The sequence below is a fragment of the Sinisalibacter aestuarii genome (assembly GCF_027923545.1).
GTDB classification, from domain to species: domain Bacteria; phylum Pseudomonadota; class Alphaproteobacteria; order Rhodobacterales; family Rhodobacteraceae; genus Sinisalibacter; species Sinisalibacter aestuarii.
The window spans coordinates 1-414 of the sequence record NZ_BROH01000033.1; the positions used below are offsets into that span (position 1 = coordinate 1).

Here is a 414-nt window from a genome sequence, read left to right on the forward strand (position 1 = left end):
CGACATCATGACTTCTGCGGCCAAGGCCACGGCGGAAAGCTGGGCCCGGGCGCACCGCGACGGAAAGGCGGCCTGACATGGCGATCACCGACAAGACCCGGCTCTACATTCAGGACGTGTCGCTGCGTGACGGGATGCATGCGCTGCGTCACCAGGCCAGCCTTGACGATGTTGCCCGGATTGCCGGCGCGCTGGACGCGGCGGGCGTGGATGCGATCGAGGTGACCCATGGCGACGGGCTGTCGGGGAGCTCGTTCAACTACGGCTTCGGCAGCCATTCCGACCTCGACTGGATCGAGGCGGCGGCAGCGGCGGTGTCGCGGGCGCGGATCACGGTGCTGCTGGTGCCGGGGATCGGGCTGGCCGAGGATCTGAAGGCGGCGCGCGAAGCCGGGGCCAGTTCGGTGCGCATCG

The 414-nt window shown here is 69.3% G+C and carries 1 protein-coding gene; it reads left to right on the plus strand.

Translation table 11 applies throughout. The features are described from left to right. Positions 1–77 precede the first annotated feature (77 nt). Positions 78–414, plus strand: a 337-nt coding sequence (locus tag QMG28_RS20880) for a hydroxymethylglutaryl-CoA lyase-like TIM-barrel protein (protein ID WP_491850078.1), incomplete at its 3' end; no start/stop codon positions are given.